At 71.1% G+C, this 16,436-nt stretch carries 11 protein-coding genes; 4 read left to right on the forward strand and 7 right to left on the reverse strand.

All coding sequences use genetic code 11. From position 1 onward, the window contains the following. Positions 1-573: 573 nt before the first annotated feature. Both OG293_RS35450 and OG293_RS35455 read right to left on the reverse strand, forming a co-directional pair. Positions 574-771, reverse strand: coding sequence for a hypothetical protein (locus OG293_RS35450; protein WP_406002846.1), 198 nt, complete (start codon positions 769-771; stop codon positions 574-576). A 268-nt stretch (positions 772-1,039) separates the two neighbouring features. Beyond that, entirely contained in the window at positions 1,040-1,501 is a 462-nt protein-coding gene (locus OG293_RS35455; RefSeq protein ID WP_406003813.1) for a VOC family protein, read from the reverse strand. A gap of 494 nt (positions 1,502-1,995) precedes the next feature. Between OG293_RS35455 and tap the strand changes: the two genes are divergently transcribed. Both tap and tpg read left to right on the forward strand, forming a co-directional pair. Further along, positions 1,996-4,218 (forward strand): telomere-associated protein Tap, encoded by a 2,223-nt coding sequence (tap, locus tag OG293_RS35460; protein ID WP_406002847.1) that lies wholly within the window; start codon positions 1,996-1,998, stop codon positions 4,216-4,218. A 6-nt stretch (positions 4,219-4,224) separates the two neighbouring features. Continuing rightward, on the forward strand, positions 4,225-4,782 hold the full coding sequence (gene tpg, locus OG293_RS35465) for a telomere-protecting terminal protein Tpg (protein WP_406002848.1): 558 nt from the start codon (positions 4,225-4,227) through the stop codon (positions 4,780-4,782). 58 nt (positions 4,783-4,840) lie between these two features. On the opposite strand, the gene OG293_RS35470 is transcribed toward tpg, so the two are convergent. The 5 genes from OG293_RS35470 to OG293_RS35490 all read right to left on the reverse strand — a co-directional run bounded on the left by OG293_RS35470 (position 4,841) and on the right by OG293_RS35490 (position 13,754). Beyond that, positions 4,841-5,722 (reverse strand): hypothetical protein, encoded by an 882-nt coding sequence (locus tag OG293_RS35470; RefSeq protein ID WP_406002849.1) that lies wholly within the window; start codon positions 5,720-5,722, stop codon positions 4,841-4,843. Further along, positions 5,719-6,102 carry a hypothetical protein gene (locus OG293_RS35475; protein ID WP_406002850.1) on the reverse strand — a complete coding sequence of 128 codons (384 nt, stop codon included), beginning with the start codon at positions 6,100-6,102 and terminating at the stop codon, positions 5,719-5,721. The genes OG293_RS35470 and OG293_RS35475 overlap by 4 nt, the downstream gene beginning before the upstream one ends. A 102-nt stretch (positions 6,103-6,204) precedes the next feature. Next, complete coding sequence (locus tag OG293_RS35480) at positions 6,205-9,357, reverse strand: CHAT domain-containing protein (protein WP_406002851.1); 3,153 nt, start codon at positions 9,355-9,357, stop codon at positions 6,205-6,207. A gap of 366 nt (positions 9,358-9,723) precedes the next feature. Next, positions 9,724-10,263, reverse strand: coding sequence for a hypothetical protein (locus OG293_RS35485; RefSeq protein WP_406002852.1), 540 nt, complete (start codon positions 10,261-10,263; stop codon positions 9,724-9,726). Positions 10,264-10,307: 44 nt separating this feature from the next. Next, on the reverse strand, positions 10,308-13,754 hold the full coding sequence (locus tag OG293_RS35490) for a hypothetical protein (RefSeq protein ID WP_406002853.1): 3,447 nt from the start codon (positions 13,752-13,754) through the stop codon (positions 10,308-10,310). Between the two features lie 538 nt (positions 13,755-14,292). Between OG293_RS35490 and OG293_RS35495 the strand changes: the two genes are divergently transcribed. Both OG293_RS35495 and OG293_RS35500 read left to right on the forward strand, forming a co-directional pair. Continuing rightward, the gene (locus OG293_RS35495) at positions 14,293-14,808 is read left to right on the forward strand and encodes a hypothetical protein (RefSeq protein ID WP_406002854.1); all 516 of its coding nucleotides are present in this window, start codon (positions 14,293-14,295) and stop codon (positions 14,806-14,808) included. Between the two features lie 30 nt (positions 14,809-14,838). After that, positions 14,839-16,431 (forward strand): FG-GAP-like repeat-containing protein, encoded by a 1,593-nt coding sequence (locus OG293_RS35500; RefSeq protein WP_406002855.1) that lies wholly within the window; start codon positions 14,839-14,841, stop codon positions 16,429-16,431. Positions 16,432-16,436: the final 5 nt, after the last annotated feature.

Consider the following 16,436-nt stretch of genomic DNA (forward strand, 5'->3'; position numbering starts at 1 on the left):
CCGCTCGGTATCCGGGGCCTGACGCGCGCCGAGGCCGCGGCTGCCCTCGAACGCTCATGTCCAAGACCCACGCGAGGAGGACCCGGCCGGATCACGCCGGTGGGCTCATCGGTCCGGCTAAGCTTCCCAAGATCACGAAGGGGGATGGCATGAGGCTTGCTTGGTTCGCGTGGCTGATACGCAACGGAAGCGAATTCGGCTACAGCAGTGGGCCGTTGCGGGGCCTGATCGGAACGGTCGCCGTCCTGCTCACGGCCGTAGTGCTCGGGTGCACGTTGCACCGCTTCCGTGTGGTCGCACTGGCTGTTGCCGCCGTCGTGTGTGCCGGCGGGATCGGATGGTTGGCAACCCACTGATTTCCGCTCTGTCCAGACCAGGATCATGCGATGGCGGGCCGCTCTTCACGGGGGGCGCGAGCGCATGGGCGGCGGCCTGCGCATGGAGCCCTGGTTCGACTGGGACGTGGTGCTCGACATCTGCTCCAACAGCTTCCAGGCTCCGGGCAGTTGCTGTCTGTGGAGACGGCGACGGCGGCCTCGTCAGGCAGCTCAACTTCGTTTCGCGCGAAAGACCCTAGCCGCCGTCGCTGTCGCCGGTCCCCTTCAGTGACTGTCGCCGACTCTTCTGCGGGCGGCGCACCAGCTCGCCCGCGGCGAGCGTCACGGTCGCCACGGCACGGACCCAGCGAGGCCCACCGCGCCCCGCCCACACCACACATGCGCACCCGCCGACGACGAGCGCCAAGACGCCAAGCAGTACCAGAACGGTCACGTCCCCCACCTCTGCATTCGTACGGTCCTTGTGATCCTCTCAGACGAGGAGGCCAGGGGATCGACGAGCCGGAGGCGTGGGTACCAACGCCGGCGTCGGCGTTGGTACCCACGCCGAACCGGCCGAGGAACGCCATGGCGGAGGTCTGAGAGATCACCGAGGCAGCGGCCACGATCGACCAGGACGCCCGCACGGCCTGGACACCTCGTCACCGCCGACTGCCTCGGCCGGGACCGGCCGCGGGTTTCGCGACAACCGCTGAGCCGCGTCAGTCCAGGCAGAACTCGTTGCCCTCGGGGTCGCTCATCACGATGAAGCCGGCGCTCATCGGGGGAGCGGGCTCGTCGCGACGTACCCGCGTCGCTCCCAGCGCGACGAGCCGGTCGCACTCGGCCTCCAGCGCCGCCATCCGCTCCTCTCCCTGCAGTCCGGGAGCCGCACGGACGTCGAGGTGGACGCGGTTCTTGGCGACCTTGTCCTCCGGCACCTGCTGGAAGAACAGCCGTGGGCCGTGCCCGTCCGGGTCCTCGATGGCCGATCGCGTGTTGCGCTGCTCCTCCGGTACGCCGACGCGCGCGAGGAAGTCGTCCCACGCGGCCAGCGGGTCGGCGTCCTCGGGCAGGTCTACACCGGGCGGGCCGGGGTGGACGTAGCCCAGTACGGCGCGCCAGAAGGACGACAGCGCCCGCGGGTCGTGGGCGTCGAACGTGACCTGGATATGGCGGCTCATGGGGTAGCTCCGTTCGTAGCTGGTTTCGTGTGAAGGCAGAGGTCGGGGCAGCAGGCAGACCTCGGACGGGTGGTGGAGCAGCCCGCGGTGGATGTGCGGCAACAGATCGGCCATGGGCACCACGTGAAGGGCCCCTTCGCGCCGACCGGAGCCCGGAGTCCCCTTCGCCGAGGCCGCGCGCCCGGGAAGCCGGACGTCGCACTGGGCCTCGATCTGGTCGAGCGCGGCTCGCGCGGCGTGCGGTTCCCGTCGAGTTCGTCTGCGTCCATGGAGCCACCCTGACACCTCTGGCGGACAGAATCGGTCCGCTGTCTCCGGCAGGGTGGGCGACATGGGCGTGGCAACGGTGACGAGCGGGGTACGACGGAGCGGGTGCTCACCCTGCTCGGGCTACCTGGCGTTGCTCCCCGAGGCCTGGCGGCCAATGAGTAATCCATGTCGAATCCGAGAGTGATTCACGTGGGATTCGATAGGGTTGCGCTCGGAGATGATCCGTGCCCAACGACGAAGAGGCGCTGTTCAGTGCGGTCGACGCACTCTTGGAACAGGTCGCGCAGGACCCCCTGCCGTCACCCGCGGAACGTAAGCGGCTGCGCGAGGCGGCCGGGCTGAGCCAGGAGCAGATTGCGAAGGCCCTGCAGAGCCGGCGCGAGTCGGTGGGGAACTGGGAGACCGGCCGCAGTGACCCTCGCCCCCCGAAGCGCGCCGCATACGCCCGGCTCCTGGAAGGACTCGCGCAACGCTTTCCCGCTGAGGCCGGCGTGCCTGCTCAGGACACGGCTGCGCCCGAGACGTTCCCCGCCGCCGCGCCCACGCCGCGGGCTGCCAAGGTCACAGAACCGCGCCCCGTGTCCACAGGTCAGGCTGCAGATACCCCGCAGCATCCCGCTTTTGCCCCTGCCCGCCCGACGGGGACTGCCAGGACGTCGTCGTCCCGGTGGCCGGCGGTGAACAAGGCCACGGCGAAGCCCGCCCCCGCGGCGGCCGACACCGACCCGCGCTTCGGAAACGGGCCGCTGGCGGTCGTCGACGTCGCGGACGGCGTCGTGTTGGCGTACTGCACCGGCGGCCTGATTCTGGACGTGCCCGCCAAGTCCGTCGCGACCCTTGTCGACTGGACTCTCACGGAGGCGAAGCTCGGTGCGCCGAAGCTGTCCGGGCCGGGCAAGGACGCCGACCCGCTGATCGTGCTCACCGAGGCCGCGTGCGAGCACTACGGCCTCCCGGTCCACCTCACCGACGCAGAGCGCCTTGCCGGGCGGATCCCGGAGGGCCACAAGGTCGTCAAGCAGCTGACGCGCGCGGACTGGAAGCTGACCAAGCGCGGCTTCGGTCCGTGGGCACGGATCTACCGCCCCGCGCAGGGCTCGGAACGCTCCTGCGTGCAGCTGTGCATCCCGTCGTGGGAGGCGCTCGACACCCGGCACTGGCAGGACGCGGCGCAGCTTCCGCCGGCGGACCTCGCCCGGCTGCTCGGCACGTACTCGTCCCGGGTGATGACGCCGCGCGGCTCGACCGCGGTGACCGGCCTGGAGCTGATGACGGCCCTGCATCCGCCGACCCGCGCGTCCGAGCCGGACGCGAGCGGCAAGCGGCACAGTGAGCACAACCCCGGCAGCCTGGGGAACGAACCGGTCGACTGTGCGCCGTGCGAGGCGCCCGACGGTCACCCGCTCCTTGCCGGTATGCCGCGTTTCCACAAGCGGGGCCCGGCCGAGCTGCTCATGGAGGAGGCGTACGACTGGGCGCGTCCGCTCACCGACGACGAGTGCACGAGTCGCTATCTGGTGGGCATCGACGTGAACATGGCCTTCGCCGCCGGAGCGAACGGCACCATCGTCGGCCTCGGCGCGCCGACCCACGTCAAGAACCCGGCGTTCGACCCGAAGCTGCCCGGCTCCTGGCTGGTCGACCTCTCCCATGTCGGCCTCTCCCGCGTGAAGTTGGGCAAGGAGTGGGTGGAGCTGGACGGTGACCTGCTGCCGAGCCCGTTCACACCGAAGGGGGAGCGGCCCGAGGGTCCGGCCTGGTACGCGACACCGACCGTGGCGTACGCGGCGGAACTCGGCTACGACGTCGCGCCGACCGAGGCTTACGTGCGCTACGACAACGGCCGCTTCCTGGACGGCTGGTACAACCGGCTCCGGGACGCCTATGTGGCGACAATGGCCGACCTGGGCGTCACCGGTGATCTCACCCCGGAGGACTTCCTGGCGGCGATGGACGGCTACCGGCAGAACGACCCGCACCTCGCGCTCGTGTTGTCCGCGATCAAAGCCACGGTCAAGGGCGGCATCGGCAAGCTCCGCGAACGGCCCCGCGGGGAGGGCTGGAAGCCCGGCCAGCCATGGCGGGCGCTGTCCCGGCCCACCTGGCGCCCGGACATCCGCGCCGCGGTCATTTCGAAGACCCGCATCAACATGCACCGCAAGATGCTCAGACACGCAGCGGTGACGGGCCGGTACCCGGTCGCGGTGCTCTCCGACTGCGCCGTGTACGCGTCCGGCGGGCCGTCCCCGCTCGACTTTCTGCCCTACCGCGAAGGCAAACCGCTGCCGGGCGGCTTCCGCCTGGGCGTCTCCCCGGGAATGGTCAAGCACGAGGGCACCCAGAGCGTGCTGTGGGGCGAAGGCGTACGCGAGGAGTACGGCCCCGACCTCAACCTGGCCCGCTTCATCAAGGACGGCAGCGTCAGCCACACGGACACGGGGGAGTAGACCGCGATGAGCATGTTCGGTGACGGGCTCGACCAGGCGGTGTACAAGGCGTTCACCCGCCCCATCCCGAAGTCGGCGCCCGCGCAGATGCGGTACCTCGTCAAGCAGTACAAGGGCACCAAGCACGTTGCTCAGATGCTGCGGATCTCCCAGCGCACCGTCGAGCGCTACGTGAAGGACCAGATCAAGAAGCCCCGTCAGGACCTCGCGCAGCGGCTGGAGGCCGAGGTCAAGAAGCGGTGGCAGCCTCAGATCCGGCAGAAGGCCAAGCAGACCGCGGCCACCAGCGACGGCATCGTCATCGACTTCCGAGCCCGGCTCGGCTACACCGCGCCGATCGGCAGCACCGATCAGGACCGGATCCGCCATCTCACCGTCGCCCTGCCGCCCCGGTACGCCGCACGCCTCTTCGACGCCCGGGAACAAGGAGCAAACGACCGGCAGTTGCAGGAGATCGCCGCCGAAGCACTCAAGGAGGTCTACTTCCAGGACGGGGGCCGCCGCGCCGGCAGCCTGGAGGAAGTCCGCTTCACCGACATCGAACACATCGAGTTCGAGCTGTAGGCGACCAATCCGCGTGCCCCGCACCGGCGACGTTGGGCCATCGCCGCGGGCGGCCTGGTCAGGCGCCCTTGCGCAGGGTCTCGGTGGCCTGCTCACCTTCCGCGACCGTGGGACGACCTGTCAGTGCGGCCACGAGGTCGTCCGCGACGAGGTCGTAGGCTGTCTCCACCAGGGATGCCAGGGCCCCCGCGGAAGTGCGCCCGTAAACCCAGCCGGTAGTCCCGGACGCCGCACCCAATACCACCATCGGCCATCCGTGCCACCCGACCGCTGTCGTAGCGGCGCCGGCGGCGAGGTGCAGCAATCCCCATCCGCTCAGCTGGGCCGAGCGTTCGAAGGCGACCTGGGCGTCGTCGACGGCCCGGCGCAGATCCTCCGGGAGGAGTGTCCGCAGGGCCGGCCAGCTGAACTCCACGTCCAGTCCGTACGCGTTGCGGACGCGGGTCGTCAGCGCTGCCATCCGGTCCGCCATCCAGGTCGGCCGGGCCGGCGGGGCCAGGGATATCGCATTGCGCGCAGTCGCGGCCGCCGCCCGGGCGTTCTCTGTCGTCGCGGCAGCGGACCGGCGGTCGCGGGCCTGCCACAGAGCCCGCCGCAGCGGCGTCAGCCACCACGTCATCAGCCACCGGAACGGTGCCGCCGACAGCCAGCAGCCGCGCACGGCTGCGCCGCACACCTGGGCCAGCAGCGCCGTGCCGTATCCGGCCAGCAGCAACCCCACCAGCAGGATGGCAGCGGCCGTGAGGTGCGTGGAGAGCTGACCCACCCGCTGCTCCGCGTCGTGCAGCAGATCCTCGCGTACCTCGGGCCGGGCCCAGTCCCGGCCGCCGACAGCTGCGGTCGCCGTGAGCAGGGACACGAACAGCACGCCCGGCAGCGAGAGGAGCAGCACCCATTTCTCGCCGAGCTTCTTGCCGATCTCCCCGAAGACGGCGTTCACGGCGCCACGGTGGTCATTGCCATCGGTCCCTCGCTCACCGCGCACCAGGGCTGGGGGCCTCCTGGGGTGCGCGCCGCCTGCCGTCCGCAGCCCAGCGACGGGCAGCAGTATGCGACCCGAGCGGGCAGGCCGCCGCCGACACCGGGCATTCGGGCGCCGAGAACTTCGCCCGACGGCAGGCCGCCTATGCCGCGTACGACGACCGCCGGCCCACCGACGCTCCGGGACAGGGCGCGCAGCTCGTCGTCGGCCGGACCGTCAGGGTCGGCCTGCACCGAGGCCACCAGGGCCTCGACATCGTGGGTGAGGCCATGGCGGTCCGCCGCCTTGCGCAGCGGGGCAAGGTTCGCACAGAGCCAGGCGCGTGCTTCTGGAGACATATGAGTCCTTCCTGCGGGGGCGGCCGGTGCTGGAGTTCGCAATCGAGTTCAGGTGTGCGGGCTGTGAAGTCGGGGACTGCGGCGGGGGGAACCGGAAAGCCCTCAGGGACCGAGGTGCACGTAGGAAGCCCACAGGAAGGGGTTCGCCTCGTACTCTCTGCTCGCTGTGCACAGGACGTGGTGCAGTGCTTCGGCCGGGTGCCGCCGAGCGAGTCCGGTGTAGACGTTCCGGGCCACAGTGGGGGCGATTTCATCGTCAATCGGCCACAGTGTCCCGATCACATGGGGGTAGCCCGCCACCTGGAAGGCCGTCGAGATGTGCAGTACCTCGTCGACCAGTTCCCGGCCGGGGTCGGCGGTGGTGCACGCGGACAGGAAGGCCAGGGAGGCGTCCGCCGGGTGCAGGCTCAGCAGGTCCCGAACGGTCAGTGGCTCGTCCGCGAGCAGCAGTCGGCTCTCCAACGGGTCCGGTTCGCTGACCGCGTGGCAGGCGATGTGCGCGCAAGTGCCCGCGGGCAGGGCCGCCGCGACCGCGGCTCGCGTCGCCTTCCGGCCCAGCAGCGGCGGGCGGGCAGAGCCGAGGACGGCGGTCACCTGCTCGGCCTCCGCCACCACCTCCCTCAGCGCCGAGGGTCCTTCCCCCGGCACGGCCACCACCACCGGGCGCGAGGCGTCCAACCGGTCCACAGCAACAGCCCGCTGCTGCCGAAGCGCACGTACGGTCGGCGCGTACGAGCAGGTCCAGCGCTCCCGCAGGGCACGGTCGGGTGGGGACACGGTCCGGTGCAGTCCGGTGGCGGGCAGCGGCAACAACGCGGGCGAACCCCCGGGAACCCACCACATCCGTCCGCCGTGCCCCTCGGTCACCTCGTCCAGATGCCGCAGCACCGGCCCGCACAGGCCGTCCCACAGCTGCTCCAGCACCTCGTCCAGGGTCTCGTTGGTCTCCCAGGACTGGGTGCGCGTGGCCTTGGCCACCCGCTGCGCCGCCGCGTCGACATCGGCGGCACTGAGGCCCGGCAGCGCCAGCACGTCCAGGCCGGCCTCGGTCAGTACCAGGGCGTCGACGCGGTACTGCGAGACGTTGACGTGGACGACCGGTCCGTCCCCGGCGGCCGCGCAGAGCTCCGGGAGGCCCGGGGCGGCGAGGAACGAGGCGTTCCCGGGGATCCGGCGGGCCCGGGCAACCGCGTGCTCCCATCGCTTCGCCAGCGCTTCCCGGGCGTGCGCGTCCGGCGCTTCGCCGGCCAGGGCGTAGCCCAACTGCACGATCTCGTCCGCCAGCCGGGGGTCGTGCTCCCGAACCGCCGACAGGTCCTGCCGTGACTCCACGGCTTGCGCGATGAGTACCCCGCGGCCCTGCTCCAGCAGACCGACCGCCAACTCCGCGTCCCCGGCGGCGAGTGCCGCCGCAGCTCCGTCCCGGGCGAGGCCCTGCAGGGCCGCCAGGTGACGCTGCCGGCCGCGGCGGTCGATACGGTGATCCACCAGTTCGTCGAAGCGCTGCACAGCCGCTGCCGCGGCCGCGGCGCTTGCGTACCAGTCGTGCCCGGCCAGTAACTCCGCCAGGCGTTGCGCGGCGGTCGCGCGCAGCAGCGGAGGTGCGGTGGGCATGTCCACCGCAACCGACAGGTGTGTGCGCGCGTCGGCCAGATCCGCGTCCCGGCCCCCTCGTCGGTACCTGTCCGCCAGGGCCCGGCCCAGGTTGACATGGTGGACGGCGCCGTCACGGTGCCCGTGGGGCGTCGTCCCGACGGCCTCGCGGGCGGTCGAGACCGCGCTGTCGAGCAGGGCGGCGGAGTCCGACTCCAGCGCCTTGGTGCGCAGTGCCTCAGCGAGGTTCGACAGCCGGACGCTGTGGTCGGGAGTGCCCCGCTCGGTGGCGTCGACGGCGCGGAACAGGTTCTGTACGGCCGCGTCGAGGTCCGCAGCGTTGCCCAGAGCCTGGTGTCGACGGGCCTGGCAGGAGCCGAGGTTGGCCAGAAAGCCGGCCCGATGCCGACTCTCGGACCCTGCCTCCGCGACCGCGGCCCGCAGCGCGGCCAAGGCATCTTCGAGGTCGGCTTCGGCGCCGCGGGCGATGAAACGGTCCTGGAGCATGGCGGCAAGGTTGGATCGGTAGCCGCCAAGGTCGAGGTGGCGCGGCGGAGTGAGCTCGACCGCCTCCCGGGCACGGCGCACGGCGTCGTCCAGCAGGTCCAGGTCGCCGGTGTGACGGTGCGCCTGGTGGAGGCTCGCGGCCAGGTTGGAGGCCCGTCCCGCCCGGGCCGGGTGCCCCTGGGAAGTCGCGTCGAGCAGCGCGGTCTGAGTCTCGATCGCCCGCCTCAGGTCCTGCCGGTCGCCCTTTGCCACGAACCGCTGCCAATGTGCCACCGCAAGGTTGTTGCGCACCGACGGGTCGTTGCGAAGACCCAGCGACTCAGTGCCGGCGCCGACTGCCAGGTCAAGGTCCGAGGCGTTACCGGAGCGGGTGTACCGCAGCCGGTACACCAGGCAGCCGAGCCCGCGCGCGTCGGCCCGGGCCGAAGGCGCGGTCTCCTGTTCCAGGCTCGACAGCAATTCCGCCGCCCGGTCCAGGGAAGCTGCGCAGCCGGTGTGTTCGAACCGCAGCGCCAAAACCTGAACGAGCTCGACGGTGGCGTAGGTGACCGCCGGAAGGGGCATCCTCGGGTCCCGGCGGAGGGTATCCAGCATCTGTTCGGCCTCGGTGAGGTCGCCTTCATGGTGGAAGCGCTCGAACCGATGCCGCACCAGCCGTGCCACGTCGGTCAGCAGCACCACGTCGCCGGACCGCTCGGCGACCGCGGCGAGAAGCGAGGGTCCCGCGGCCAGGGCGTTGGCGGTGAGCTCCGGCGGGAGCAGGGAGGCGTCGAGGATGTACAGCTGTACTGACCCGGCGATCGTCTGGTTCTCGTCGGTTCCGGTGTCGCGACCGGCCTCCGCCCCCGCCAGCACCCGGCACCACAGTGCCATGACGACCAGAAGGAGGCCCCCGGGGTCGTCCGATGCCATGGAATCCGCCCGCAGCGCCCTTACCTCGGGCCGCGTGGACGAATGGAGGATCCGCGAGACATCACCGGACTCGGCGGCCGCGAGCCGGTCCCGCAGTGCGGACGCGGCCGGCGAGGCCTCCAGCGGCGGTCGCAGCCGCGCTGTCCGGCTGCGCCGCGCGACCACCTGCGGCGGCCGTAACCGCGCGTCCTGCGGCGCCGGCTCCGGAAGCCAGCGCATCGTACGGTCGGCGTCGTCCACCATGCTCCCCCTGCTGTTCCCCGTCACCCGCATCGCGGGTCTTGGTGCGTCACCCGTCCGGTCGGCACCGCCCCCTGCGGCAGACCTCCGGCACACAACCCCCGCCCCAGCCCTGCCCCTTGAGGGCGGCGGGGAAACAGCATCCCCGCTCGTCGCCTGCGAGCCACCGGTGCCTGACGCCACGCCTCGGGCTCCCGCCCGGCTGCGGAGCGGGTGGGTGACAGCACCATCGGTACCTGTCCGGGAGCCGAGTTTGCCGTTCGCGCACCGGTTCCTGTCATTCCCCGGCACCCGGATCGGCCGAAGTCCTCGTACAGACAGGCGCCCCGGACCACATCGGTGGTCCGGGGCGCCTGTCTGCGGTGGGCCTCAGCCGTTGCGCTTCACTTTGCCGGTGGCTCCGGACTCCATGTAGACGGCGGTCCTGGCGCCCTCGGGGACGAGCAGCACGAGGAACTCGGCCTCCTTGGGCGTCGTGAAGCCGCGGAACATGTCATACCTCTTGCTCGGGTCGAGCGTGAGGTCGAACTGCTTCATCGCCTTGTCCTGGAAGGGCGGATCGGTCGGCGAGAGCGTCACGCTGCCCTGAATGCTCGGGCCCGACGCCGGCCAGTGGATGGGCTTCGCCATATCCACGCCGTGGTCCTTGAGGTACTGCTCGGCGCAGTCCTTGGACACGGTGAGGCTCATCGCGAGCTTCGTGTCCGGCCAGGACGTCGTCCCCGAGAAAGACGTGACCTCGGTGGGACAAGCGGGCAGCTCCAGCGCGAAGGCCCTCAGCAATTCCTCCCGGCTCTCGCTCGCGCAGCCGGTGACGAGCTGGGCGGCGAGGGCGGACAGCGCGACCAGGCGCCAGCCCGACCCGGTCCGCAGGCCGCCGACGCATCTCATCCTGCCTCGCTCGTGCATTGCATCCCTCCGAGAAATCGTTCGGCCGAACACACGCCGTTCCCTCAGCCCACGGTCTCATCGATTTTGATGGTGCTGCTGCCCTGGACGACGTAGTCCCGGGCCAGGCCGAACCGGTGCAGCTCGGCGAACGTCCCGAGATCGACGCCCCACTTCTCCTCGCCGTAGTCGAAGTTGTAGTCCTTGAAGACATCGATCCGCGTTTCGCCCGTGGCGCGGAGTCGGCCGTCGGCCTGACGCGTCAGGGCGAGGGTGCCGCTCTGGCGGTACTGGAAGCCGCGCAGCGCGAAGTTCAGGTCGCCGTCGTCCTCGCTGAACTCGCCCGTGAGCCACCTGCTGTCGACATTGACGCGGCAGGTGGTGCCCGCGCCGGCGGGGCAGCTCTTCGCGGCCTCCTTGAGGTAGCCGTCCATCAGGTCGCTGCGTTTCTTCGCCCAGATCTTCTCACCGGTGAGGCGCGCCATCTGGCCGGCCGTGAGGTTGTAGGGGCTGTCGGGACGCGTGGTCCAGTGGCCGTACAGCTCGCAGGCGAACGGACCCTTGAAGCATGTGGCGAGATGGCCAGCGGCCATCACTCCCAGCTGCTCACGGATGGTGATGTACTCCCACCAGGAAGCCGAGTTGTACGCGGGATGTTTGTTCTGGTCCGACTCCGGTGCGTCCTTCCCCTCCCCGTTCTTGACGGAGATGTCCGCGGCGGGGCTGCGGTACTGGTCCAGGAACTTCTTCAGGGCGATGCCCACAGCCTCGACGGCCGCGTTGGCGGCCACGACGGCGTCCTGGCTGGCGGCGTACGCCGAGGCCCGGGCGGACGCGGACGACTGCTGGGCGTCGGCCGCGTAGGCGGCCGCCTTCGAGGCCGAGTAGCGGGCCGATGCCGCAGAAGCGTCGGCCTGCCTGGCTGCGCTCTGTGCCTGCTGCGCTGCGCTGCGCGCGAGCTTGGCCGACTCGGCCGCCTGCTTGGCGGACTTGTCCGCCGCTTCGGCGGACGCCTGCGCGGCAGTGGCGTACGTCGCGGCCTCCGCCTTCGACTTCTGCGCCTCCTGCGCCGCCTTGACCGCTTCGTCGGCCGAGGCCTTGGCGTTGGCGGCGGCCTCCACCGCCTGCTGGGCGTTCTGGTGGGCGATTGCGGCCGTCCGGGCCGCCCCGGCGATCAAGGCATCGATGCTCGCCGCATGGGCCGTGGCGTCCTGGTCGAGCTTGGCCGCACGGTAGCGGCCGACGGTCACGAACTCGTGCAGCATGCGTGCCGGGCCTTCAAGCGCGACGAAGGCCGCCGCCCTGACCTGTTCGCCGCCGTTCTGCTTGAGCTGCAGCGCGGTTTCCCGGTCGTCCTCCTCACGAGCCGCGTACCAGCCGGTTTCCAGGAAGGCGCGCAGCGCTTCGGTCGTCCGGGCGTCGATGGCAGCCGTGGCCGCCTTCTTGACCTGCGGGCCGCCGGTGGCGGAGATCTGCAGGACCTTGACCCGGTACTCCTCCAGCTGAGCGTCGTGCTGACCGGTCTTGAGGAAGGCGGTGACGTCTGCGTAGGAGCCCTTCAGGGCGGTGGCTGCCGCGGTGCGCAGCGGCGCGACGGATCCGCTGTCGGCGAGGCTGCTGACCCGGGCCCAGTCGTCCTGCTCCTCGGAGCGCTTGCGCAGCGTCTTGAGCCAGGCATGGACCTCGACGTCGGTGCCCGTGAGTGCGGCCTCGGCGGCCGCACGCGTCCAGGGGCCTCCGGTGGTCACGAGCCGCAGCGCGGCCGTCCGGCCCTTCGTCACCGCGGTCTGCGGGGTGACACCCGGAGCGACGGCGTCCGCGAGGATCTTTGTGGTCTCCGCGTCGCGGCGGGCGCCCTCGACCCGGTTGTCGGCGGCCTTGACGGCCTGCTCCTGCTCCTGCTTCTTCGCCTCGGCGGCGGCGCGGGCGAACTCGCCCTTCTGTGCCTCCAGCTGAGCCTTCTCGGTCGCGCGAGCGGTGTTGAAGACCTCCCTGGCCTTGTCCACGGCATCCGAGGCGTTCTTGGCCGCCGCGACGGCCGCCGCGGCGTGCCGGCCGGAGGCGTTGGCGTAGTCGACGGCCTTGCCGGCCTGGGCCACCGCCTCGTCCGCGGCCTTCGCCGCGGCCCGCGCGTGAGTGGCCGCCTCCAGCGCCGCCTTGTGCGCACCGCGGGCCGCGGTGGCCGCGGTGGCGGCCAGGCCCTCGGCCGCGTTCGCGGCGTTGGTAGCGGTCGCGGCGGCGCTGCGCGCCTGGGCGGCGGCGGCGGACGCGCGCTGTGCGTCTTCGGCCGCGAGGCCCTTCTGGGCGCTGGCCTGGGCTGCCGCCGTGGCGGCATCGGCCGCGTGCCGGCCGGCGCTTGCCGCCGACTGGGCGGCAGAGGTTGCGCCCGCCAGGGCGTTGACGGCCTGCATGGCGGCGGCGGCCGCGTTCTCTGCGCCCTGCGCAGCGTCGCGTGCCTGCTGGGATGCCTGGCTGGCGGCCTTTGCGTTGCCCGCGTCCCTGGACGCGGCGGTCGCGGAGTCGTACGCCCGGGCGGCCGCGTTGCCGGCCGCCGCGGCGGCCGAGGCGGCGGACGCGGCTGCGCTCGCCGCGGTACGGGCCGCCGAAATGGCCGTGTTGGAGGCGCGGATGGCCGTGCGGGCCGCCGTGGCGGCGCCGCTGGCGGCCTTCGCCGCCGCACGGGCCTTCAGGGCAGCCTCTTCCGAGGATTCCTTGGCTGCCGCCGTCTCCTTCCTCGCCTCCTCCGCAGCCGCCTTCGCCTTGGCTGCGGCCTGCTCCGCCTGGGCCGCTGCCGCCTTGGCCGCGTCGGTCTCTGCCTTGGCGGTCTCTCCTGCCTTGGTGGCGAGGTCGGCCAGCTGCGTGACCGTCAGCGTCTCCTGGTCGCGGGCCCGTGCGACGTACTGGCCCTCTGTCAGGAACTCGTGCATGGCGGCTGCGGAGCCGCTCAGTGCCTCCTGGGCTGCCTTCTTGAGCGCCGGCCCCGCGGAGGTGGAGATCTGCAGGATCTCCATGCGCTCGTCTTCCTCGCGGGCTGCGGGCAGCTCCCTGGCGAGGTAGTTCATCAGCGCATCGGCCGAGCCCTGGTCGATCGCCTTCGTGCCGGCGGCGCGCACGGAGTCGCCCGCCTGGTTCATCGTCTGAAGGACGGCCATCCGCTCGTCCTCGAGCAGCGCGTCGTGCCAGCCCGAGGCGAGGTAGGCGGCGAGCTGCGCCGGTGTCCCGCTGAGGGCCTCGCTGAGTCCCTTGCGGACCGAGGGACCGCTCTCGTTCATCAGTTGCAGGGCCTTGACCTGATTGTCCACCTGGACGAGGTCGGGCGCCTTGTTCGACAGGAAGTCGCTCACGGCGGCGTCATCGGCCGTCAGGACCTTTCCGGCGGCTTCCCTGGTCTCGTCCCCACCTGTGCACCACAGTTCGAGCAACTGGGCCCGCTTGTTCGGCGGGAGTGCTTCGGCGCGCGCTGCGGCCGGTGCCGCGAAGGCCTCCGCCGTACCCAGCAGGCCTGTTCCCATTGCGAGGGACAACGCCCCCGCGACCGATGCGCGGGCGATTATCCCGCCTCGCGACGGCCTTGCTCGAAAGCGTTTGTCGCTTCCCAACACTTCGTCTTCCCCCAAATATGCAAACACGGACAGCCGTTTGGTCTCCGGCCCCGTTCATCGCGATTGATGAGCCGTCATGTTCGCATCTCCCCGCTGGTGCCGATAGCCGTCAGGAACCGCCCTCACCTCGCCTGACGCATCGACATATGTGCGGCTTCGGTTGTCAACTACGTTGTGTGGCAGGTGATGTGATGCATAGTCAGATATTCTGGTGTCCCCGGAATCGAGCCGATTTGATCCCTGTTAGCCACATCACAATGGGTGGATTCGGATATTCCGGAAGTCGGCTGGTAGAAATGCCAACGCCGTCCCGGACCACAGCAGTGCGACAGGCGTGGCTGGCTGGGGCAACTAGGGGGAAACGACGGGGATCCTGGTGCCTGCCGGGCGGCCGTCCGGCAGGCATTTCGCCTGTCTCTCCGTCGCAAACAGTTGAAAGAAGAAGCTTGTGAAGCTTTCCCCTGCCGTAATCCTTGCCGCTTCTCTGGCCGGAGTCATCGCGACGGGCGGCGCCGCCGTGGCCGTCAACGCCCGTTCCGGCAGTGCCACCGTGCAGGCAGCCGCGGCCGACCTGCCGCCGTTCATCGTGGAGGACTTCCAGTACCCGCAGTCGGAGGCAGACGCCGCGCTCAAGGCGCGCGGCATCAAGCTGAAGAGCGGTGACGGACACATCATGTACGCGGCGTGCAACACCATCGCCGACCCGGACCGCATCGAGGTCTACAGCCACACGGAGCCGAACAAGCCGTTCTGCTTCCGCGTCACCGGCGACGGTTCCCTGGTCCTGGAGCTCCCTCGGGTCTACGCGGTCCGCTCGTTCGACTACAAGGTCCACGTCGACATGACCGTCGAGAACTCCGAGGTCTCGTTCGACGTGCCGAAGAACGAGTGGGTGGGCGTCGGCAAGACCACCGACCCCCAGAAGCGCGACCACGCTCTCGTGGCGCTCACCACCACCAAGTAGGCAGCGGACGCGTCTCGCGAAGGACCATTCATGTCTGCTTTCAGCACGCGCTCCGCGCGTGTCAACTCCCTGGTGCTCGCAGCCGCCACGGTCGCGTCCGGACTCTTCTCCGCCGGGTCCGCCCAGGCGGTCGAAGGCCCTGAGGCCCCGGCGGGCCGATACTCCGCCGTCGTCAATCTGCGCCTCGGCGAGGGAGACCTCACCCGCGCCTGCACGGCGACGCTGATCGACTCGTACTGGCTCGCCACCGCCGCAGCCTGCTTCGCGACGGCGCCGGACGCCCAGGTGCAGGCGGGCAAGCCCGCCCTCAAGGCGACGGCCGTCTTCGAGGACGGTCGCGCCGTCGAGGTCACCGAACTCGCCCCGCGCGCCGATCGCGACCTGGTGCTCGCGAGGCTCGCCACCCCGGTCACGGACATCGCGGCAGTCAAGCGCGCGGGCGCCGCGCCCGCGGCCGGCGCCGCCCTGGTCTCGGCCGGTTTCGGCCGCACCCGTACCCAGTGGGTGCCGGGCAAGGCGCACACCGGTGCGTTCACCGCGGACTCCGCGGACGCCACCACGCTCTCGTTCACCGGCAAGGGCACCGACGTGCTCTGCAAGGGGGACACCGGCGGCCCGGTCCTCAACGCCTCGGGCGAGCTCGTCGGCGTCAGCACCCGTTCCTGGCAGGGCGGTTGCCTGGGCACCGACCCCGCCGAAACGCGCACCGGGGCGGTCGCCTCCCGCACCGACGACCTGGCCGACTGGATCGCCAGGACCACCGAGCCGCGCCGCTCCGCCGCATCCCATGAGGCCGGCGGCAGCAACCGGGTGCGCTGGGCCGACTTCGACGGGGACCGCCGGCCCGACTACGTCACGATCGCCGACGACGGCGAGGTGAAGGTCTGGCTCAACCACGGCGGCGATCCTGCCGGGGCGAAGGGCTGGCAGGGCATCGGCCGGGTGGCCACCGGCACCACCACCGACCGTGGCCGGGTGCGCCTGGCGGACTTCGACGGTGACGGCCGGTTCGACTACCTGGTCGTCAACCCCGGCGGGTCGGTCGACGTGTGGCTCAACCGCGGTGGCGATCCTGCCGGGGCGAAGGGCTGGCAGGGCATCGGCCGGGTGGCCACCGGTGTCCCGTCGGACCACAGCAAGGTCCGCTTCGCGGACTGGGACGGCGACGGCAAGACCGACTACCTCGCCTTCAACGACAGCGGGGCCGTCGACGTGTACCTGAACCGCGGTGGCGATCCTGCCGGGGCGAACGGTTGGCAGGGCATCGGCCGCGTCGCGACCGGCGCGACCGCCGACCGCAGCCGGGTCCGCTTCGCCGACAACGACGGTGACGGCAAGGCCGACTACCACCTGATCAAGCCGAACGGTGGCATCGACCTGTTCCTCAACCGCGGCGGCGACGTGGTCCCGAACACCGGCTGGAAGTCCATGGGGCAGATCGCGACCGGCGTGACCACCGAGCACGACCGGGTCGAGTTCGTCGACTTCACCGCCGACACCCACGCGGACTACGTTCTGCGCGGCGGCAGCGACAGCAGCGCCACCGTCTACGGATGGAACGGCGGCGACGCGGCCGGAGCCACCGGCTGGACCAACGTCGGCAAGGTCGCCTCGGGTGCCTGACCCGC

Origin of the sequence: Streptomyces sp. NBC_00829, from assembly GCF_045161795.1 — a bacterium.
Classification (GTDB): domain Bacteria; phylum Actinomycetota; class Actinomycetes; order Streptomycetales; family Streptomycetaceae; genus Streptomyces.